At 50.5% G+C, this 22,133-nt stretch carries 14 protein-coding genes and 1 pseudogene; 9 read left to right on the top strand and 6 right to left on the bottom strand.

The genetic code is table 11. The annotated features are described in order from the left end of the window. Positions 1–189 precede the first annotated feature (189 nt). Positions 190–2,502: a 5-methyltetrahydropteroyltriglutamate--homocysteine S-methyltransferase gene (metE, locus tag EPA93_RS47520; protein WP_129894276.1), complete on the bottom strand. Its 2,313-nt coding sequence runs from the start codon at positions 2,500–2,502 to the stop codon at positions 190–192. A gap of 169 nt (positions 2,503–2,671) precedes the next feature. Between metE and EPA93_RS47515 the strand changes: the two genes are divergently transcribed. From EPA93_RS47515 to EPA93_RS47480, 8 genes and pseudogenes are all read left to right on the top strand, one after another. Further along, a complete protein-coding gene (locus EPA93_RS47515) occupies positions 2,672–3,334 on the top strand; it encodes a TetR/AcrR family transcriptional regulator (protein WP_129894275.1) in 663 nt (220 codons plus the stop codon). Between the two features lie 770 nt (positions 3,335–4,104). Continuing rightward, the gene (locus EPA93_RS47510; RefSeq protein WP_129894274.1) at positions 4,105–6,162 is read left to right on the top strand and encodes a WD40 repeat domain-containing serine/threonine protein kinase; all 2,058 of its coding nucleotides are present in this window, start codon (positions 4,105–4,107) and stop codon (positions 6,160–6,162) included. Beyond that, a complete protein-coding gene (locus EPA93_RS47505) occupies positions 6,159–6,389 on the top strand; it encodes a WD40 repeat domain-containing protein (RefSeq protein WP_165423877.1) in 231 nt (76 codons plus the stop codon). Before EPA93_RS47510 ends, EPA93_RS47505 begins: the two co-directional genes overlap by 4 nt. Beyond that, positions 6,361–7,995 (top strand): annotated as a pseudogene (locus EPA93_RS47500) (protein kinase domain-containing protein); the annotation flags it as partial. The gene EPA93_RS47505 and the pseudogene EPA93_RS47500, both read left to right, overlap by 29 nt. 842 nt (positions 7,996–8,837) lie before the next feature. Beyond that, positions 8,838–8,990 (top strand): WD40 repeat domain-containing protein, encoded by a 153-nt coding sequence (locus EPA93_RS49440; RefSeq protein WP_129894271.1) that lies wholly within the window; start codon positions 8,838–8,840, stop codon positions 8,988–8,990. Between the two features lie 356 nt (positions 8,991–9,346). Beyond that, entirely contained in the window at positions 9,347–10,144 is a 798-nt protein-coding gene (locus tag EPA93_RS47490) for an IclR family transcriptional regulator (protein WP_129894270.1), read from the top strand. Between the two features lie 260 nt (positions 10,145–10,404). Then, a complete protein-coding gene (locus EPA93_RS47485) occupies positions 10,405–11,835 on the top strand; it encodes an ATP-binding protein (protein WP_129894269.1) in 1,431 nt (476 codons plus the stop codon). A gap of 293 nt (positions 11,836–12,128) precedes the next feature. Further along, positions 12,129–13,073: a cobalamin-binding protein gene (locus EPA93_RS47480; RefSeq protein ID WP_165423875.1), complete on the top strand. Its 945-nt coding sequence runs from the start codon at positions 12,129–12,131 to the stop codon at positions 13,071–13,073. Between the two features lie 62 nt (positions 13,074–13,135). Here EPA93_RS47480 and EPA93_RS47475 read toward each other — a convergent pair whose 3' ends face one another. Next, complete coding sequence (locus tag EPA93_RS47475) at positions 13,136–13,387, bottom strand: hypothetical protein (RefSeq protein ID WP_129894267.1); 252 nt, start codon at positions 13,385–13,387, stop codon at positions 13,136–13,138. A gap of 709 nt (positions 13,388–14,096) precedes the next feature. Between EPA93_RS47475 and EPA93_RS47470 the strand changes: the two genes are divergently transcribed. Continuing rightward, the gene (locus EPA93_RS47470; protein WP_129894266.1) at positions 14,097–14,948 is read left to right on the top strand and encodes an SGNH/GDSL hydrolase family protein; all 852 of its coding nucleotides are present in this window, start codon (positions 14,097–14,099) and stop codon (positions 14,946–14,948) included. A 178-nt stretch (positions 14,949–15,126) separates the two neighbouring features. On the opposite strand, the gene EPA93_RS47465 is transcribed toward EPA93_RS47470, so the two are convergent. From EPA93_RS47465 to EPA93_RS47450, 4 genes are all read right to left on the bottom strand, one after another. Then, complete coding sequence (locus tag EPA93_RS47465) at positions 15,127–16,992, bottom strand: transketolase (RefSeq protein WP_129894265.1); 1,866 nt, start codon at positions 16,990–16,992, stop codon at positions 15,127–15,129. 176 nt (positions 16,993–17,168) lie between these two features. Further along, entirely contained in the window at positions 17,169–19,739 is a 2,571-nt protein-coding gene (locus tag EPA93_RS47460) for a polynucleotide kinase-phosphatase (RefSeq protein ID WP_129894264.1), read from the bottom strand. Then, complete coding sequence (locus EPA93_RS47455) at positions 19,736–20,497, bottom strand: nucleotidyltransferase domain-containing protein (protein ID WP_129894263.1); 762 nt, start codon at positions 20,495–20,497, stop codon at positions 19,736–19,738. Before EPA93_RS47455 ends, EPA93_RS47460 begins: the two co-directional genes overlap by 4 nt. A gap of 53 nt (positions 20,498–20,550) precedes the next feature. Next, positions 20,551–22,029, bottom strand: coding sequence for a 3' terminal RNA ribose 2'-O-methyltransferase Hen1 (locus tag EPA93_RS47450; protein WP_129894262.1), 1,479 nt, complete (start codon positions 22,027–22,029; stop codon positions 20,551–20,553). Positions 22,030–22,133 lie beyond the last annotated feature (104 nt).

Genomic DNA, 22,133 nt, shown 5'->3' with positions numbered 1-22,133 from the left:
TTTTATCGAGAGACTAAATCACTCATCAGACAGAGGGACATAAAATTGAGGAACTTGTTGATACAGGATATCGTAGACATAGAATCTGGCACATAGCAAACCAGATAACGCAAGAAAGCTTCAAGCGTCTCCCCGAGAAATGCAATTCAAGGAGAGAGGCTAGAAGCTCAATATATCTTCGCGCAGGGTCTATGAAAGCGCCGAACGTACTTGCTGAGTAGCGGCAACCATATTCTGCAAGGATGGCTTAACCTCTTCCCAAGCGCGCGTCTTGAGCCCACAATCAGGGTTCACCCATACTTGTTCAGCGGGAAGAAGCTTAAGCACTAACTGCAATTCATCAGCAAATTCCTGGGCCTGCGGTACACGCGGCGAATGCACGTCATAGATGCCCAGGCCAATGTCATTGGGATAATGATAGGCGCTGAGGGCTTCCTGCAGATCGAATTGCGAGCGCGAAGCTTCGATGAGCAGAACATCCGCATCCATGCTGGCAATCTCAGGAACGATATCATCAAACCGCGAGTAGCACAGATGCGTGTGGATTTGCGTATCAGCACGTACGCCACTTGCAGCCAGGCGAAAGCAGAAGACAGCCCAGGCGAGATACTCTTGCCAGCGAGCCTGGCGCAAAGGAAATCCTTCCCGCAGCGCCGGCTCATCGATCTGAATTGCCTTGATGCCTGCAGCCTCTAGATCTAACGCTTCATCGCGTATCGCCAGAGCGATTTGCTTGCACGTCTGTGAACGTGGCTGGTCATCGCGCACAAAGGACCATTGCATAATGGTCACCGGTCCTGTAAGCATCCCTCTGACGGGGCGCGTAGTGAGCGATTGGGCAAAGCGAGCCCAGTCTACGGTCATGGGCTCGGGACGCAACACATCGCCATAAATGATGGGCGGTCGAACTGCCCGCGAGCCATAACTTTGCACCCACCCATGTTGCGTAAGCAGCATGCCTGTGAGATGCTCACCAAAGTATTCGACCATATCTCCACGTTCCGCCTCCCCATGAACCAGCACATCAAGCCCAACTTCTTCCTGGAAACTGATTACCTGCTCTATCTCACGCTTGAGAAAGGCCTCGTAGTTAGCGCGATCCAACTTGCCACTCTTATAAGCCGCTCGCGTGGCCCGCAGACCTGCCGTTTGCGGATAAGAACCAAGAGTGGTAGTAGGCAAAAGCGGCAGTTTGAGCTTCTCTTGCTGAAGCTGCTTGCGAATCTGATGAGGCTGCGAACGTCGCGCCATTTGCTCAGTGATGGCCTCTACACGCTGCGCCACCTCAGCATTATGGATGCGAAGCGAACTGCGCCTGCTCGCTATAGCCCGACGATTGTCCTGGAGAGCGGTCTCGATGGCGGCATTTCCCTCGTTAAGGGCTCGGGTGAGCAAGCTAATCTCTTCTAGCTTTTGATTGGCAAAAGCTAACCAGGAACGCATCTCTTCGTCAAGTTGCGTCTCTAACGCCACATCAACAGGAACATGCAGCAATGAGCACGAGGGACCAAGCAGGACACGTTCGCTGCCAAGGGCCTGGACAGCTTGGGAAGCCAGAGCAAGCACTCGGTCAAAGTCAGTGCGCCAGACATTTCGTCCATCTATAAGGCCTAGCGAGAGGGTGAGAGAGGCAGGAGCAAGCGCCAACGCCTGAGCGAGCTGCTCTGGTGCGCGTACCAGGTCAAGATGCAAAGCTTCGATAGGGAGCTGTAACGCGAGAGGAAGATTCTCACCTAGCTCACCAAAATAGGTTGCTAGCAAGATGCGCACTGAAGGAGCCGAGGATGCTCTCCAACTCGCCAGCCGTGTATAGACATCTTGATAGGCTCTTTGAGCTGCCTCATCCGAATCAAGGGCCAGGCATGGCTCATCAATCTGAATCCACTCGGCACCAGCCTGGGCCAGGGCCTGGATGACTTCCTCATAAACCGGTAAAAGACGCTCTAATAAGGAGAGCTGATGCTCGCTACTATGATGGATCTTTCCCAGTAGTAAAAACGAGATTGGGCCTAACAGAACCGGACGTGTCAGGATACCCAGCGCTTTTGCCTCCAAAAACTCATCAAGCGGTTTATTGGAGGCAAGACAAAACTCTTGCTCTGGCTCAAACTCAGGAACGATATAATGATAGTTCGTGTCGAACCACTTGGTCATCTCCAATGCTGGAATCGTCTCCACTCGCCCTTGATCTTTTTCCATGCCCCGGGCAAGTGCAAAATAGGTATGCAGATCAACAGAGTCGGCTTTCCAGCGATATCGCTCGGGCACAGCTCCCACCATAGCTATCGTATCGAGCACATGATCATAGAGGGAAAAATCATTGGAAGGGATATACGTCAGTCCGAGTTCTTTCTGTAGCAGCCAGCGTTGCTTACGTAACGTGGCAGCTCTCTCTAAGAGCTCGGCTTCGCTGATCTTTCCTTTCCAGAATTGTTCAAGCGCTTTCTTGAGCTCGCGTTGTGTGCCGAGACGAGGATATCCAAGGTTCGTTGCATATACCATGGGTACAGTCCTTTCCCTAAGACTTATGAGTTGCCTTCTTGTCAAGCTAATGTAAGCCTTATCTAAAAGATCAAAGCTCTCTCATTGTAAATCGAATGTTCGTTTTATAAACAGAGACAGTCCTATGATATCATAAGGAAGGAAAAAGAGCAAAAGGAGGGCTTTTCTCATGCCACCACGTACAGGAATCCACGAGGCCGCGCGCCGCGCCCAAATCTTGCGTGCGGCACGCCAATGTATCGTAGCCATGGGCTATGAACGCGTCACAGTGCGAGACGTCGCCAAAACAGCTGGAATTAGCACCGGCACTATCGTTCATTATTTTGGTGATAAAGACAGCATGTTAGAAGCTGCCCTGCTCGACAAGGTGCAAGACACTGGCATCACTTTTCGGGCCGCCCTCACTGGCGCCCAGAGTGCCTGGGAAAAATTAGAGCGCCTGGTGACTGCTAGCCTGCCCCAAACAGAGGAAGTTCGCGATGAATGGCGTTTGTGGCTAACCTTCTGGGGAGAAGTTACACGAAACGAGCGGCTACGCGTGGTGAGTGAGAAACAGCATAGGCGCTGGACGCGTTTTTTAGCCCGCATCATTAGCGAAGGTTGTGCATCAGGCGAGTTTGCCGCGGTAGATCCGTACACAACAGCCATACAACTGGCCTCGCTCATCGATGGGCTGGCGATTCAAGCAACTCTGCAGAACCCGGCGCTCAATCCTACCCAGATGCATCAGATCTGCTTGAACGCGCTGCGCCAACTCCTCTATAGAGGACAAGCAGAGCAGCCACAAGCTCAGCCCCTCGCATCGACCACCGGGCAATACAAGGCCGACTAAGCAATAGCTCGGTTAGAGCATGAGCTAACCGAGCTATTGCTATTCCCAAGGCGCAAACGACGTTAAACATACTGCAGCAACCTCTTCCCCCACGCCAAGTTCAGCTTCCTAGAAATAGCAGTGTATTAAGCCAGCTAGCGAAGAGAGGCATAGTTATTTTGTCTCATCTTCATAGCGCGCCTATAGCTCCTTCTCCAATTTTTTGCCGCCGCAGCTCACTAGAAGCATTTCAAATCTTCTTGAGAGGGGGAATAAATGGCTAGTCAATTAGGGTAGAAAGGAGTAAATAAGGGCTACACAGGCGAATTTTTCTCCACTTATGTAGTATAGTAGTCAGGCAGATTCTGTATCTCGCTACTATTCTGCTAGTTTTTTAAGGAAGAGGTCAGGAACCCCGCAGTAAATGCGGAGGCTGGAAATTAGTTGAGCATTTGAGCTCAGGCTGCTCCAAGCCTGCTTGACTGGCCTTAGCACACATGTGCTCCGTTGGGAAGGTCATGCTACCTACAGATGCTTGCCTTAATCTGTAGCTCTAGCGCGAGTGGTGAAAAGTCCTGAGGGGCGGGACGCTACTGCTCGCACGACAAGCCTTTCTAATCTTGGCGAAGGGCACTGTACAGACATGCGGGTCTGGACCGTCCCTTGCTTGCAGTCAAACGGAGGGCGAGGCCGCATAGCTCGCTTTCTCCCTTAAGGGGTCCTCTGGCACGACACCAGAGCCATTTTTCCTCCCCTGCCAGAAGGCGAGGAGTATCCAAAATGGAGTGCACATGAATGACGGCGGCATGACACAAAATACCACAAGAACGCTAGGGCGTTATCATTTGCTGCGCAGAATTGGCAAAGGAGGCATGGGCGATGTATGGTTAGGGGAAGATCCGCGTCTACATCGTCAAGTCGCTATTAAAACGCTTCCCTCTCGCAATCAGCAAGATCGAGAGTTCTCTCTACGCTTCGAGCGCGAAGCGCAGGCTGCTGCAGCCCTCAACCATCCTCACATATTGCCAGTCCATGATTATGGAGAGCAAGTATTTCCCAATGGGCAGCTAGTTACCTATATTGTTATGCCCTATATAGCTGGCGGATCTTTAGCCGAGCGGATCACTGCATTGGGTGAGCGCAACAGCGGTATTCCTCCGCAAGAGGCCCTGGCCTTCCTGATGCAAGCAGCTGAAGCTATCGACTATGCTCACCAGCAGGGAGTTTTACATCGCGATATCAAACCCGGAAACATGCTGCTCCGCTCCGATAACTGGCTTATGCTCGCAGACTTTGGCATTGCGCGTATAATGTCCAACTCCGAGCATCTCACGCAGACCGGCATGGGCTTCGGGACACCCGAATATATGGCTCCTGAGCAAGCACAAGGAAAGGCAGAAGTTGCCAGCGATAATTATAGTCTTGCCGTTATCGCCTATCAGCTTTTCACCGGGCGGCTTCCTTTTAGTGCAGATACTGCTTATGCCACGACGATTCAGCATATGACCCTGCCACCGCCTGCGCCAAGACAGTACAATCCAGCCATGACGCCAGCTTTCGAGCAGGTACTCTTACAAGGATTGGCCAAAATCCCTGCTCAGCGTCCCGCATCGGCGCGTGCATTCATCACTGCACTCCAGCAAGCGACGATAGATGAGGGTGCAGAGGAGGCAACCTACGTTAAGCCGTTACAGACTAATTCGGCTTTTGTCCTGAATCAGAATGGGTTACCTTCCACTACAGGAGCAAATTCTCCAACCGAGCAGAAGAATTTTTCTTTTCAGCAGGTTAGCACCCCAAATACCGGGCAAGATCCTCAGACCTCAGCAACATTGCCTTCAACAAATCCTCAGCGCAGGCGTCTGCTCATTGGAGGAGGAGCTGCCCTGGTAGCTCTTATTGCTGGTGGTGGTATTCTTGAATGGATAGCAAACACGCGCTCACAGACGCCAACAACACAGTCGTCTTCGTCTAATAAATCAGCTCAGTCAACCAGCCCTAATCCAAATGCCCCTGTTCTCGTACTACGTGGCCATAACAAGCCAGTTGCCTCTCTTGCCTGGTCACCTACTAATCCGGGTACGCTGATCTCTTCAGGCAGTAACGATGATGGTATGGTTCTCCTCTGGGATATCCAGGCGCTTCAAAAGCAGAAGAGCCAGAATCCGCAGCCAAAGGCTAATGTACATCTCAGCACAGGCAACGATATCTATCTCGCCTGGTCTCCCAAAGGCGACATGCTGGCAATTGGCAATGCAGCTAGCGACATGAATGCGGCCAAAGTATTTGTTTATACGGCCGATCTGGCAGGCTTTGCGCCAGGCTATACAAAAAATAATATTTCTATCAAGAACTCTATTACGGTCAGTTCAATGTCCTGGTCTCCAAGCAATTATCTTCTTACCATGACCAATACAGTTCTTACCACAAACATACCAACTATGCTGCAGGTGTGGGACCCGGGCCAGCCAGGAAATCTGGCCGGAAGCATTCAGATCAGTCATTATCTTTCTTCCGACAATACCATTACACTGAATCAGCTGGCTCCAGCGCCTAAGCTTGCCCCTCTGACGCTGGCCATTGGCACCTCAGACGGTGTTCTCCTGGGAGAACTACATGCTTCGGCTCAGCCACCTACCTGGCAGCAACGCATTCTCCTTAAACTTAACGGGCAAGACACGCTGCTCAATACCAAGATTGGAACCCTGGCCTGGTCAGGCGATGGTCAATATCTTTGTGCGATGGCCGAACCGGATACCCATCCTACAACAATTACCACCTGGAATATCCCCAACAACAGATCTATAATTCTCCGCGTAGCCTGCCTCCAGACTCAAGCGCGAAGTTGACGGCTCTGGCCTTTAATCCAGTTATTTCAAATACGCTTGTCGCGGCTGGAGCAACAGATGGTAAAGTCTACATTTGGGACGTCCAGGGCAACACTTTGCCGCAGCGCACGCTCGTGGCAGGCGACGTACACGATCCAGTCAGAACACTGGCCTGGTCCTCAGATGGCCAATATCTGGCTGCTGGCTATAACGATGTAAATGCAAGTATTCTTATCTGGAAAATTTGAGGATTGTATCATGGTTACTACCCAATCGATTGACTGGCAAGGGCGAATGATTAACCGCTATCGCCTACAAAATATGCTTGGCCGCGGCGGCATGGGTGAGGTATGGTTAGCAGAAGATACCCAATTGCGACGTCAGGTTGCCATTAAGCTCTTGCCTGCAGTGCTTGCTTCCGATCATCGCTATTTACAAGATTTCGCACGTGAAGCACAGACAGCTGCTTCATTAGAGCATCCTCATATTCTTCAAGTACATGATTTTGGTGAGGAACCAACTGCAGACGGCGAGATCATCACTTATCTTATCATGCCTCATATTACTGGCGGCTCTTTACGCGATCGCATACGCAATGCGCAGGGCCCGCTTCCTGCAGATCAGGCCCTAAGCTATCTCAAGCAAGCAGCTGAAGCTATTGACTATGCACATAGCCGAAAAGTGCTGCATAGAGATATTAAGCCTGGCAACATGCTTATGCAACAGGATTGGCTTTTCCTGGCTGACTTCGGTATCGCCAAAATTACTACCGGAGCTACGCGACGAACGCAAACTCACGCTGGGGCTGGGACTCCAGAATATATGGCCCCTGAACAGGTTCAGGGACGCGCGGAAGCTGCCAGTGACCTGTATAGCCTCGCAGTGATCGCCTATCATTTATTTACAGGGAATCTACCATTCAGGGCCGAAAATCCCTATGACATTCTTATCAAACAGATTCAGGAAGCTCCTACTCCGCCCAGTCAGCTTAATCCAGGTATCTCGCAGGCGCTAGAAAATACTCTTTTGCAAGGCTTAGGGAAGCAGCCGTCTGAACGCCCTGCTTCCTGCCTGACCTTTGTCAATGCCATAGAGCAGGCCTGGAAAACACAGGCTCTGACGCCAGGAGTCACATATACACCCCCAAATACAGCCAGCACCCAAACTGCGGCCACGACTGATCCTGAAAGGACGCTACTTGCCCCTTGGAGCAAACGTTTACGTGCCGCCAGCCCGACGCCGCTCCCATTCTCGGTTACGCCAGCTCCGACGCCCCACCAATCAACTAATTCCCTTGGCCAGCCCACTGTCACTGCCACGACGCAGCCGCAGGGTCAATTTATGGCTCCGGGAATTAACCCGGGCATCAAGAGTGGTCCTATACAACAGGGATCTGTCACGCCTTCACAGGAAGGATTGCGCTCAACATTTGCGGCGCAAGCGAACGCGGCCACAGCCACTACCTATGTGAACAACCCCGGGCCACTGCCTAGGACACCTGAGCAGCCCTTTCCTGGCGAAGCGCAGACACTCTATAGCCCACCTGCACACAGCCCTTATCCAGGTTCGGACAGTCCACAGCAGCCTGAATGGAAACGCTTACTCAAGAGGCGCGAGGTCCTGATAGGAGGTGCAGCCGGGGCTGCTGTGCTTATTGCAGGCGGCATCGCGATCCCGATGTTTATGCGCTCTACGCAAACTACGCAGAAGCCGGCTCCTACTCCTCCCGGACCGCATAAACTTATCTCTGGCAAACCGCTCCTTGCCCTTACTGGGCACAAGGATGAGGTATGGTGCGCGAGCTGGGACCCCAGCGGACGCTATCTGGCCACAGGTAGCAAAGATACCAGGGTGATGCTCTGGGATATTGAGAGCTACCTGAAAAAGCAGGGCTCCGGCTTTCAAACTATCTCCCAGCCCCTACAGACCTGGAAATTTGCCAACATAATCTATAACAATTCCATGAGCTGGTCGCCCGATGGGCATATGCTCGCCATCATCCCTTCTTCAGGGACAAATCAGTTCTTTGTAGTCAATCCCTTTGCCAAAAATAACTCTCCACAGAAGTTTCTTGACATTGATCAGGCCAATAGTTTCTCGGCTCCTATGTACAGCCATGGAGCCTGGGCGCCGCATAGCAATACGTTTGCGACTTCCAGCTTCTCAAAAACAGATGCTCAGCTCTGGCAACCCACGCATCCAACCGGCCCTGTAAACTCTCTGCATTACGCCGCTGATTCTCCCGTTGAGGTTGAGCTTCTCGGCTGGTCTGCAGATGGTTCTCTGTTAGCTGGCTCAACAAATAATTTTAAAGTTGTCGTTTGGGACCCAAAGACAGGCAAGGTCAAACAAGTTCTGTCCTTGCCACAACGCACCAAAGATTCATCAGTTATGGTGCTGCGCGATAGCCTGCAGTGGTCCCCGGCAAATCCAGCGCAACTTCTTGCCTCTGACCTTGAGGCGGTTATCGTTTGGGACGCGATAAAAGGCAAAATACTCTACACTCTGGGAACAGATGATCAAGATGCACTTACAATTCCGCCCCAAATGATAATAATAGTGGCTTTAGCTTTAAGTGGTCCCCGCACGTCAATGGTTGTGTCTGGGCTCCCAACGGAAAATATATCGCAGGCGCCTATGGTCGTAGTAACAAAATCTATATCTGGGATCTACAAAAAGTATCTACCAGCAAAAAGGTGAACGATGCCAGCGTACAAAGCATGATCTTTGGCAAGACTGGAGGGCATTCATCTACTATCATCGATATTGCCTGGTCCCCCAATGGACGTTACCTGGCAACTACCTCCTACGATAAAACTGTCATTATATGGCAGGTGGATGGAGCCTAGCCCGTAGGTTTGCTATTCAGATTGCTCATCTGAGGCCTATTTTTCAAATACTGATAAACTCGAATACTCGGCTTGAGCATTACAGCCGGTACTATAGTCTGCCAGGCTGCTAGATATGCTTTGGTCTTCTTTTCTATTCACTTTTTTACCACCTCTCTTTCCTAAATGCTTATTTCACCTGCTGAGATATTGCAGGCACAATGTATCCTTCAGCCCATGCACAGATAGGAATTTCCAGGAATTTGAAAAATTGCCCTCGGCATAGCAGCTCAAGCCATGATATACTCTCCTCTAACAATTAATTACGCATCACTGCTCGCTCATTCAAGAGAGATAAGCCCAAAGGTGATTCCTGTATGGAACAACAAGAAGAATATGATCGGAAGCCATGGCTGATCACCAGCCTGGTACGCGGCTTGCAATTGCTTGAGCTCATTGCCCAACGCGAGGATGGCTGCACCGCCAAATGGCTAAGTCACATGTCAGGCATTAAGCTAAGTACCTGCTACCATCTGCTTAACTCGCTGATATATACCGGTTATGTGCGGAAAGACAAGCATACACAGGAATATTGCCTGAGCGATAAAGTGGCCCATCTAAATAATCTCTATCAGCGTCAGCGCCATATCCCCCAATCAATCAAGATGCTGGCACAATCACTGATGCACAGCACTGGAGAAACGGTTTATGTCGCGATGTGGGAATATGGCGAGATTCCCATTAGCTATATTGCCGAGAGTACGCAGAATGTCAAAGTGCGCTCACTTTATGTCGGGTACAAAGACCACGCTTTTGTGCGTGCGCTCGGCAAGGCAGTCCTGGCCCATATCTCGCCCCAGGAGCTCATGACTTACTATCGCAGGCACCTTCCCAGTATGTGCACTATACATTCGCGTATTTCGTGGGATGCCATCCAGGAAATCCTACAGCAGGTTCGCGAGAAAGGCTTTGCCCTCGATAGAGAAGAATTTGAGCCTGGCGTTTGTTGTATCGGTGTACCAGTCTATCAGCTCGACGGGGCTGTCTGGGGCGCCATCTCCATCTCCATGCCAGCCTCACGCTTTGATCCAAAGGATAGTGCCCTCATTGCCTTTGTAAAAGGGCAAGCCCTGGCGGCCTCGCTCCACCTGGGCTACGCAAAGGAGCAGTCATGACTGGGGAAAGGAATGACCTTTATGCGCTTATACTCATAGATAGTTATCAAACCATGCTAGCAAGCGGGCTGTTTACTAGCAATGGGAAGCTTCCTCAACAGAGGCAGCCCCAGCCGGTAGACATAACTGATATACTGATTAGATAATCGCTATCCTGGGTATCAGGTCAGGACGAGGCATTATTAGTTTGTTCATCGCTAGCAGATGATTTCGTTTTGCATAGTAATTGTAATTATTATCTCTTATTCATCGGGACATCAATGCAGGAAAAATTATCTTCTACTACAGCACGTGAACGGATACAAACAGCGCTACAGGCTGTTCACGGCTTGACACTTCTCAATGGCGTCCTTAATGGCTCTACCGCACAGGCTCTCCTACGCCTGCTTACGGAACTCTCAGCGCCAGAACCCGAACCGGTCGCCACAGCGACTGCCTACAGCAACGCTTTTAGGGAGCTAGCTGCCGCCGCAAACACTCATGTTTCGCTTTCTTTAGCCGATGCCTGGCAGGCTTATCTCATTGCTCGCCTCATCGATGATAGCAACATTTGGAGTGCTCAGGTGGAACGCTCCGGAGCAAGCGGCGTTACCCCAACCCTGCGTGCTCAGGCCATACGCGATCTGCGAGCACTCCATCTCTTGTTCGCGCTAGATGCTGAGCTTATCTGGAACGCCACCTGTGATATCGTCACGCCGGCCCTGCCGATATTGCGTAATGCCTGGGAACCATGGTGCAATCTGGCCTCTGCCGAGCATGTAGACAATTCTCATGCCCGCGACACGCTGGCTCAGCAAGCTGCCGCTATTGATGATTGGTCAGAACTTGCCTCTCTTCTTGAAAAGTATTGGTCCGTCTACGGGACTGGTATTCTGGCCCGCTATCATGCGCTACGCTGGAACGGCGTGGATAAGCAGCTTCAGGGAGTCACTACACCTGATCCTATCCAGCTCTCAAATCTAATCGGGTATGCGCGTGAGCAAGCAATCTTACGTGCTAATGTCGAGCGCTTCCTGGCCGGGCTGCCGGCCCATGACGTCCTGCTTTATGGCGCACCAGGCACAGGAAAATCCTCTACAGTTAAGGCTCTAATTAACACCTACTCGGAGCACGGCCTGCGCCTGGTTGAAGTCAGCAAAGAACATATAGCGGATCTACCAGGCATCGTGGCCCAGCTACGGGATCGGGCACCGCATTACATCATTTTCGTCGATGATCTCTCCTTCGAAGAGCACGAGACTGAGTACAAGGTGCTTAAGGTTCTTCTAGAAGGAACCGCGGAGGCACGGCCTACCAACATTCTGATCCACTCCACAACTAATCGGCTCAATCTGATCAAGGAGAACTTTGTGGACCGTGGCAAACCTACACAGGACGTTCACTGGCGCGATACAATGGATGAGAAACATTCCCTGGCCCATCGTTTCGGGCTACGCCTAACGTTCATCTCTCCTGACCAGGCTCATTACCTGGCTATTGTGGATGGTCTGGCCAGCCAGCGTGGCCTCAAGCTTGCCGCAGAAGAGCTCCATTCACGGGCTTTGCTCTGGGAAAGGCAACATATCGGGCGCTCAGGGCGCGTTGCCCGTCAATTTATCGATGATCTGGAGGCTGAACTGGGAGCCCTCCAGCACAAATTTGAGCGGGAGAGCGTTTCCTCTCCATCGGCCATCCTGCAAAATCAAGCCTAAGTGCTGCAAGCAGAAATCAGCGCTTAGCATAGAAAGGCACCAGAGAAACTTCAATCTGGTGCCTTTTTACTCCTCTGCTTCCGCGTCCTCAGGCAAGTAGCACCAACATCACGAGAAAGATGCGAGGGCGGAAAAGAGCAATTGCTATCCATACTCAAGCTTCTTTTGTTAACCTGCAAGATGGCTACTGAAAACAAGGCTTAACGAAACAGGGCCGGCCGGATCTATGCTACAATGGCACTAGCAACATATACGGCAGCCATCACTTCACATACATGCGGAAAGGAATATCAATGCGGATTATCTCTCTCCTGGCCAGCGCAACGGAGATGATAGCGGCGCTTGGATGTCTTGACCAATTAGTTGGGCGCTCGCATGAGTGCGACTATCCGCCCCAAATACTCAGTCTTCCACTTGTCAGTGCAGTGCGGATCAATACAGAGACCAGCAGCCGCGAGATCGATGCACAAATCAAGCAATTACGCGAGAGGGCACAGGAAAACACTCTAGAAGCGCTAAGCATCTACGCCATCAATGTCGAGCTTCTGCGCGAACTCCAACCCGATGTAATCTTCACGCAGACCCAATGTGAAGTATGCGCGGTCAGCGAACGCGATGTAACCCTCGCCCTACAGCAGCTTACCGGCCTTCATCCCCGCATAGTCTCTCTCGCGCCCTATAGATTATGCGACGTTTGGGAAGATATGCTACGAGTAGGAACAGCCCTGGAACGCCTTCCCCAGGCTCAAGAGCTGGTAACAGGATATCAGCAGCGCTTACAGAACTTGAGCGAGACGGCTACACGCTTACGAGCGGGTGCACGCAAGCCACGCATCGCTGTTCTGGAATGGCTAGATCCATTAATTGCCGCCGGAAACTGGACCCCTGAGCTCATAGAAAACGCTGGTGGGGAGCTCATTTTTGGCGAAGTCGGGCTACACTCAACGCGCCTGAGTTGGGAAGAGCTGCAGGCTGCTGATCCCGATATTCTGCTTCTGGCTCCTTGCGGTTACTCGCTTGAGCGTACGATGGAAGATATACCTATCTTACAAAAGCACCCCGCCTGGCAGGCCCTAAAGGCTGTGCAGCAAGGGCGCGTCTACGCTCTTGACGGCAACCAATACCTGAATCGTTCAGGGCCACGCCTTGTCGAATCAGCGGAATTGCTGGGACGTATGATATGGGGAGAAGAACTGAATATTGAGGTCGATCCACACGGTTGGCAACACATAGCTTGATCCAACATAAAGAGGGTAAGGCATATCATTATTTTTACCTACCCTCTTTACAGAATGTATGGTTATCTTTTGCCCTGGGGGGCCATGGCCCAGAACAAAAATCCAACCATCAAGAAGAACAGCACGACCATAATGGTCATAACAGGATTCACGACATCCGTGATCGAGAATTGGAAAGTTGCCGCGGCAAGCAGTAACAACAACCAGACTACTCCGAGAGCGGGGAAAAGATATAGCCAATTGAAGCGGCTCTTTGTATCCCTTGCCTGCGATTGACGGGCAACATAATCAAAATCTGTATCGACTGGCTCCATATGATACCTTTCCTGATGATCCAGGTTACACGTAGCTTTCCACCTACGCCCCTGTAGTAAAATAAAGCTAAAGTATATTTCCACATAGCGCTGCGGAAATATACAAGATCATCGAGTTTTTTTGTAAGCCACCTTAGCGATGACCGGCAAATTTCAAATCCTATTATAGTCTTTACTTTCTACCGGCGCAACTCCAGAAACACATGCAAGCCTTTTGATTTATGCTGGCCAAAGTTTTTGGTAGCCCCACCTTTCCTGTAAGCCTAGCAGCCAGCAAGTGGAGAGCTTCCTAAGCCTGGACGCAGAAATGGCATATGTGGAAAGCCTATATATTGCTCAACGCTTAGGGCTTCACGATTGTACATTGCTCGCTCAAAGGCACAGTTTTGAGAGGCTGTATTCTCTGGTTTTTTCCCATCCAATCGATTTTCTCTCCTAATATCTGAATGTAACAAAATGGTCTTAAAACATTCATCACTATGCAATAAATGCTATCAGATCACTTAAGAATTTATATGCAATTTATTGTTTTACTAACACATCAAGTATTAGCAACTTTACTATATTTTTTGGAATGAGCAGGAAAGCATGCCAAAAAGGCTATACTGTATTTATTTATATCCATGTTATGATATACTTAAATACGGTTCTTCTCTCTAAAAAGGGCTAGTGATTTTCGTTATGAGAGAAAATAAGGAGCGTATTTTTAATGAAAAAGGCACGGATGTCACTTCGCATCTTCCTCTTCTTATTAACAATCGCATTAGCATTGACAGCGAGCCTCTACCTACAACAACCTGGCTCTGTTCACGCCAAGGAAACAGCCCCTAATGGCCCTATTACTGGCTGGCAATATCTGGCGCTTGGCGACTCGCTGGCCTTCGGTTATCAGCCGAACAATGACTTCACCCATGGTTACGCTGATCTTCTGGCCCAACGGCTACAAAACGAAGGGCTTTCTGAATATGTAAATATGGCTTGTCCGGGCGAGACCAGCACAACGATGAATGGGCAATGTCCACGGCCCAAGCTGCGCAAATATCCCTACCAGGGTTCGCAATTGCAAGCTGCAGTTGACTATATTAAGCAGCATCATAATAAGTTCAGTGTAGTCACTCTTACCATTGGAGCCAATGATGTATTGCCCTTCATTAACCCACAAACGTGTCAGATTGATGACTCCAGCTTCAATAGTGCCCTTGCTACATTAGATGCGAATCTGAAAGATGTCATTTTAGCTCGTCTGACAGAGGCAATGAAGGTGAATGGCCTGAAGAGTGGCTTCATTCTTGTCACTAATTACTATAATCCCTTCCAGAACATTTGTCCAAAATCTCTCCCATATATCGAAACGCTGAATCAGCATCTGGCAAATGATGTGCAGGGTGTGGGCTTTACAGTAGATGTCTTCAGCGCTTTTGGGGGTGAAGAGACACCCAATCAACATATCTGCACCTATACCTGGATGTGTTCTGAGTATCACGATATTCACCCAACGGATGAAGGCTACAAGGTGATAGCAGATGCTATAGATCCCGTTAGTCTTGCAGCTAGAAAATAGCAAGGCTTTGCACCTCAATGTGTGACCTTGCCTTCTCGCTTGCTTGTTTGCCGGGCTCTCCTGACAAGCCAAGCAGGCCTAAAGAGACTGTATAGGCAAACACAAGGATAGGATGGCAGGAGCTGGCCATCCTATCCTCTAAGGGCTTCTTCTTTTACTATACAGCATGCAATGCCGGTTAATGTTTGACTAGAGCTTTTACCGCCTGCACAATATGATGCGCACTGATACCCGCCTCCTCCATCAATTCAGCAGGAGTACCAGAGCCGGGCATAGATTGTACGGCCAGTTTCACAACCTGTGGTAATGGGCCATCCCTTTGGGTAAACGCTTCCAACACAGCCTCACCCAGACCGCCTTCTGTCCAGTGATCTTCAACCGTCACGATTCTATTCCCAGTTTCCTCGGCTGCCGCAAAGAGTGTTTCCTCGTCTATTGGCTTTACGGAGTACGCATCGATCACGCGAATAGTAACATTTTCTTCTCGCAACTGATCATATGCCTTTAGCGCTTCATGCAAGGTAATCCCAGCTGCTACTACTGTAGCCTGGTCGCTAGCGGACTGGCGTACCACCCTGCTCCCACCAATGCTAAATTTATCGCTCACCTCATAGATTACTGGCGTCTTTTCGCGCGTGGTGCGCATATAGACAATCCCATCATGCTCAGCCATCTCAGCTACAAGTTGCGCTGTTTGATTAGGGTCGCAAGGATAAAGCACAGTACTCCCAAAAACCGCGCGCATCATCGCCAGATCCTCTAAAGCCATCTGGGAGGGACCATCCTCGCCGATTGAGACGCCGGCATGCGAACCCACCAGGCGGATGTTTGCACGCGAAATGGCTGCCATGCGGATAAAGTCATAAGCGCGCGAGAAGAAGGCCGCAAAGGTTGAGGCAAAAGGAATCTTCTCCCGCACACTCATCCCTACGGCTGCAGCAACTAGCTGCTGTTCTGCAATGTATTGTTCAAAGTAGCGATCCGGAAAAGCCTTGGCAAATTCATCGGCATAGGTTGAGTTGCTTACTTCGCCATCCATAGCAACCACCAGTGGATTTGCAGCTCCCAGGGCCTTCAGGGCATCTCCATAAGCTTTACGTGTTGCAACAGGATCTTTTTCATAACGCGGTAACTCTAAGGGCTTGCTGGCAGGCACGTCTATAGGCTGGCTGCTTGTCGGTTTTTGCACGGTGAAAGTCATGCTACGCACTGAGGGGTTGAGCTCTTTGAGAGCCTCCGCTTCCTGCTCTTTATTGAGCGCCTTCCCATGCCAACCATTTACATTTTCCAGGAAAGAGACGCCCTTACCCTTGACGGTCTTGGCGACGATCAGCGTTGGAGCTCCATTAGCCTGGCTGGCTCTGCTGAACGCATCATTGATTTCGTTATAGTCATGGCCGTTAATGACTATAGGGTTCCAGCCAAAGGCCTTAGCACGGGCGGCATAAGCCTCTGTATTCCAGCCGAGCTCTGTTTCTCCACGCTGGCCCAGACGATTACAGTCAAGGATACCAACTACATTATCCAGCTTATAGTGCGAGGCATGATCAAAAGCTTCCCAGATAGAACCTTCTGCCATCTCACTATCGCCAAGCAATACCCAGATGTGATAAGGCAATTTGTCAAGATACTTACCGGCTAGCCCTACGCCTACCCCTATAGGTAATCCTTGCCCCAGAGAGCCAGTCGCCACATCCACCCAGGGCAAAACCGGGGTAGGATGGCCCTCAAGCCGGCTTCCAAACTTTCGCAACGTCATAAGCTCTTCGTCGCTAATCGCCCCCGCAGCCTTATACATAGAGTAGAGGAGGGGAGATGCATGACCCTTGGAAAAAATGAGATGGTCATTGTGGGGATTCTTTGGATTATCGAAATCATAGTGCAGATAGCTGATCATAAGCACGGCCATTAGATCTGCGGCAGACATTGAAGATGTCGGATGGCCTGAGCCTGCTGCGGTTGTACAGCGAATGCTATCTACGCGTAATTGCTGAGCCAGGTTCGTCCATTGTTGCACTTGTGGCTTCGTCTGAGTTGTTGTCATACTTACCTCTGTATCTTACTAGCTTCTAGTGTGTTCACCTCGGGCTCCTATTCCATTTTAGGATGTCAGGGCAAGAACAGCAAGCTGATGCATGTCCCGTCACGGGACTCTATCCTTTACACGTGCAACACTGCAGACTAGTTCAAATAGAGCCTGCTGACTTTTCGTGCCATACTCTACAGTCGCGGATCAACGGGCTCGCTCTCCAGGGCTAACACGCCAAAAACACACTCATGAATACGCCGTAAAGGCTCCCCACCAACAAAGCGCTCCAGTGCCTCTATCCCTAATGCGAACTCACGCATAGCTAATGATCGTTTAGTGCCTAAGCCGCGCGAACGTAGGCGCTCTAGATTCTCTGGCAGGTCATATTCCAGTCCATAAATGATGCGCAGATATTCAGGACCCCGGCATTTAATCGCTGGTTGCACGAGATTATGGCTGCCGGAAGCTACAAAGCTGAGCGGCTTGACAACCATTCCCTCTCCCCCGCATTGCGTTACTTGCTCCCACCAGTGAATACCTCGCGCTACACTCTCGGGATCTGCCACATCAACAAGCTGATAGGACGTTGCTCGTAAGAGCTGCTCATCAGCTTTGCACACGGCCGCCAGCGTTTCCATATGCCAGAGGTGATCCTTATCTACATGCACGACGCCCTCGGTAGCCAGGAGATGAAAAGGGGCTATTTTGAGATCATCTATCGAGGTCACGGGCCAGCAATAGCCCCGGTAGGTTTCAACATAGCGCGTTGCTAAGAGCTGGCGATTCTTATATGTTGCCAGCAAAGCTTCTACGTCCATACCTTGTTGCGCAGCTTTTTCCAGAACATTAACTGTTTCGCTCAGTGCTACTCTTGCGGCCGTACCCACTGCCGCATACTGTTGTAAGACCAGATCCTGAGCTTTCACCGACCAGGGCAGCAATTCACAATCCAGGCAGGCCCATTCTGTCTGCAACTTCTCCCAGAATCGAGAGCGCTCAAGAGCCACCTGTACGCGCTCTATGATTACTTTTTCCAACGCTTCATCTTTAAAGAAGTGACGCCCGGTCCGCGTGTAACAAATGCCGGTCCCTTCGCCTCTTATACCAAAGCGTTTACGGGCCGCCTCTTCATTGCGACATACAATGAGGATGGCGCGCGATCCCATATGTTTCTCTTCGCAAATTACCCTGGCAATGCCCTCCTGCCGATAGTACGCAAACACTTCCGCTGGATGCTCTAACAAGCCGGGCTCACTGCTTGTTGCGCCTGGGGACATGGTAGGAGGCAAATAAATCAACCACCTGGGGTTCGCGGCAAAGCGGCTCATAACCTCCAGGGCCGCGATGGCATTCTCTTCACGGATAATAATATTGCCGCGCAGCCTTGTCTCAACTAAGCGCTTGCCGACTACATCCTCAAGATCCAGCAGATCATCATGCCTCTGTTGCTCAGTAAGCTCCGCCGCAGCGTCCGTTGGCCTGGAAGCTGAGAAGATCGATACCTCTTTACTATAAGCCTGGGACGCCGGTACAGAGACAAGTTCTTTCTCGGGGTAACGTAGGGCGGTCAAACGGCCACCAAAGACGCAGCCTGTATCGATATTAAGCGTATGGTTAAGCCATTGCGGTTCGTGTACAGGCGTATGGCCATAGACAACCATAGCTTTGCCCCGGTACTCAGCGGCCCAGTTGTAGCGAATCGGCAAGCCATTCTCGTCAACCTCACCTGTCGTTTCGCCGTAGAGGGCAAAATCACGAACGATACGTGAGGCGCGGCCCTGTAGATCCTCTTTCATGCCAGCATGCGCAACGACGAGCTTCCCTTCATCGAATACATAATGGCTAATCAAGCCATCAAGAAATGCTGTCACCCGGCTTATAAATTCTGGCTTTTCCCCTGACAACTGCTCTAGAGAAGCTTCTAATCCATGTCTGACCTGGACATTTTTCCCCTTTAGCTTACGGAGCAATTTAACATCATGATTGCCAGGTATACAGAACGCCACGCCCGCCTCTACCATATCCATGACCAGGCGCAGTACAGCCGGAATCTCAGGGCCACGATCTACAAGATCTCCCAGAAAGATTGCTCTGCGTTCCTGCGGATGGCTCACCTGGAAAGCAGCTTTCCCCTCATCGTAGGCTACGCAATATCCAAGCTGGCCCAATAACGCTTTCAGTTCGGCAAAGCAGCCGTGGACATCGCCGATAATATCGAAGGGACCATGCTCATGTCTGAGATTATTCCAGAGCGGCTGGCGCTCAATCTCAATCTCATCTACTTGTGCTGCTGTGGAAAGCAGATGAACTGTCTGAAACCCTTCAGTGCGTAAACCGCGTAGCGAGCGCCGGAGTTGCATCGCCTGGCGCCGCACAACATGGTCCCCGAAATTGCGCTCAGGGCGTGTGCGATTGCGCTCAAGACAGAGCTGCTCGGGCAGATCAAACACAATGGCTACTGGCAGGCAGTGATATTCGCGGGCTAAAGCAATCAGCGGCCGACGCGCCTCAGGCTGCACGTTTGTTGCATCAATAACCGTTAATCTGGCCCCGGTCAGCCGCTTAGCGGCGAGAAAATACAGCGCTTCGAAGGCTTCCTTCGTCGCACTCTGATCGTTTTCGTCATCAGCGACCAGGCCGCGAAAAAAATCAGATGAAAGCACCTCGGTCGCTCTAAAATGTTTCTGCGCAAAACTGGATTTACCAGAGCCAGAAGGACCAATCAGCACCACAAATGAGAATTCAGGTAACGTTATTTTCATGAGCTATATTGCAACCTCAAACGGATGAGTAGATCATTCAAAGCCCGCTTTTCCGCCAGCGTGGCTCCTTCGGGTAGGGTAGAAACGCTTGCAGCCTGCTCCAATTCCTGTAACAGCCGCTCATATTCAGCCCGGTGCAAAGCTATCTCACCCTTATCCAGAACTGCTTTTTGCCCTCCTGCCTGCTTTCGCGCAATTAAATCAGGGAGAGACGTGAGCTGAAACATCTCCCCCAGGCAGAGCAAATTTGTTTCAACCTCACCACTGCGCAACAGATGAAGCCCGGTAAGCAAGACTCTATAAACGTGCAGCAAATTCTTAATAGAGCCAACTTCGCTTCTATTGAGGAGCTTCCACTGATCCTGGGCATAGCCATAATAGTGATGTTTATGATGGCGTGAGATGCATTTGCGCGCGATATCCTTCAGTTCCTCAAGTTCTGGCAAGGCTTGCACCAATACGGGAGAGTATATCTGCTCTAATATCAATCCGTTTTTCTTTAAGAGTAAGGCCAGGAATTTCTTGATATCATACATCACCAGGTCAATTTCTTGGCCATCCAGCTTGATAGTAGTTTCAATCGTGTCGCGTCCTTCATAGAGCCCAATTACTTCTTTGAGGGGAAGAATATAGACGCCACGCAGGTCGTAATCTGAGTTTGGTGAAGCAAAGCCATAGAGATGTGATCCGCTCAAAGTCATCAAGAACAAGGGATAGGGTTGTGTGGAAACCAGCCGCAATAGTTGCTCGTTAGTCATCTTTCACCTGCTTCATGCTGCATGTCATCCTATCAATGCTATCTGGAGGGATATTAGCCTTTGCGCGTAAAGACGCCCATTTGAGTTGGTGCGCCGCTAGAGACAACTTCCGGGGACTGCTCTTCTGCAGTTTCTATGCTCTCAGCAGGTGAAGCGCTAGAGGTCCAAGCCCCTTGGGCAGCCGGCCTTGCAAGGAGGGAAATTTGTACATTATAGCCATAGCGCTCGGCGACTCGTGTAGCCCAGCGCTCAAACTCCTGCCTTGTCCACTCAAAGCGATGGTCTTTATGACGTAACTGGCCCGGAGCCAATGTCGCGATATTGGTATTATACTCGGCATTGGGCGTTGTTATAATCACTGTTGCAGGATGAGCGAACTCAAATAGAACGCGCTCAAAGGCCGCCAGGCGTGCTTGATCCAGATGTTCAATCACTTCGACGACTGCGGCCGCGTCAAAACCTTCAAGACGCTTATCACGATAGGTCAGGGCTCCATGTACCAGCGCGAGGCGCTTCTTTTGCTGCATAGATAACTTCCCAAAATGCAGCCGTCTTCGCGCTTTCTCTAAGGCCTGATAAGATATATCAAGGCCAAGGATACGCTCAAAGGTTTTATCCTGCAGCAGCAACTTTAGTAGTTTCCCTTCGCCACAACCTAGATCGAGTACGCTGTGCGCTCCACAACTTTGCAACATAGCTAAAACCGTCTGCAAGCGCACATCATGCAAGCTCATAGTCTTTACTTGCCCATCCTCGGCTGTCCCGTCTTCCTTTTCCTCTTCTACGTCAGATTGAGCTTCCTTTTCTTCTTCAGGAACCAGGCGAGTCAGAGCATCGCGAATCAGATCATGGCGCCGTCTGAGGTAGCGCCACACTATTTGCCTTCGTTCAGGATGCGTCTCTAGCCAGCCCTTTCCATGCCTGAGCAGCTTATCAACTTCGTCGGCTCCGATCCAGTAATGCTTGTCATTATCTAAGACAGGAATTAGCACATAGAGATGCGAAAGAAGCTCACTCAAGCAGCAAGTCGCGCTGAGAGTTAAGGTGTAATAAGGGCTCATACCCCACTCAACATGCTGCTCATCCAATGGATAGGATTGGACTTCCAGGGCGTAGCCTAACGGCTCAAAGAGACGCCTGAGCAACCCTTCGCCAAGTGCACAAGGCAGGGCGATTAAGCGCGCCTGCAATGGTAATTGCTGGGTAACCAGTTCGGGCCTTTGTGTACAATGTCCATTAAGGGCAGAACCAAAGACGCTAGCAATAGCAACTGAGAGAAATGAGGAAGTCGCATAAGCTCTATCATTTACGTAATGCTTCAAGGCAACAGCTTTATCGCGCCCGCGAACCAGGCGAATGGTATCAACATCTACCAGCAAAGCGGCCGTACAGCGTTCCTGGCTTGCCTCGGGATAGAAGATATGGGCCTGACCAAATGGAAGTGAAAACAGCTGGACGCGTGCTGGATTTTTATGTAATAGATAGCCAAGGTCAGTCGCAGGTTGGTAGGTTGTTGTGATAGTTAATAACATTAGCTTCCTGGGTATTTACCTACGAGTAGTTTACGATCCTTATAGCAGACATATTAGACTGTGATTATAACAAATAAAGCTCGCTTTGAATAGCTACAAATAAG

Source organism: Ktedonosporobacter rubrisoli (assembly GCF_004208415.1).
Lineage (GTDB): Bacteria > Chloroflexota > Ktedonobacteria > Ktedonobacterales > Ktedonobacteraceae > Ktedonosporobacter > Ktedonosporobacter rubrisoli.
The sequence above is the reverse complement of the archived record's forward strand: the minus strand, read 5'-3'. Positions and strand labels throughout refer to the sequence as shown.